Annotated in this window: 1 protein-coding gene; it reads right to left on the bottom strand. The window is 58.6% G+C overall.

Translation table 11 applies throughout. The features are described from left to right. The coding region (locus ACFWW2_RS16615) for a transposase (protein WP_393929752.1) at positions 1-244 on the bottom strand (244 nt) is incomplete at both ends.

Genomic DNA, 244 nt, shown 5'->3' on the forward strand with positions numbered 1-244 from the left:
GCGCCGCTGGAGATCGAGAAGCAGCTCACGCCAACTTTGGGTACTTTCGCGATAGCCATCGGCGAGGCCGATAATCTCCTTCCGGCCCCACTCGTCTGCGCCGATCAACACCAGAACACACTGTTTTTCCTCATCCATGCGTGGTCGGAAATAGACCCCATCCGCCCAGATGTAGACAAACCTCCGCGTGCTGAGATCGCGACGTTGCCAGCGGTCATACTCATCCCACCAGTCGGCCTTGAGC

The sequence above is a fragment of the Yoonia sp. R2-816 genome (assembly GCF_046762905.1).
In the GTDB taxonomy this organism is placed as follows: Bacteria; Pseudomonadota; Alphaproteobacteria; order Rhodobacterales; family Rhodobacteraceae; genus Yoonia.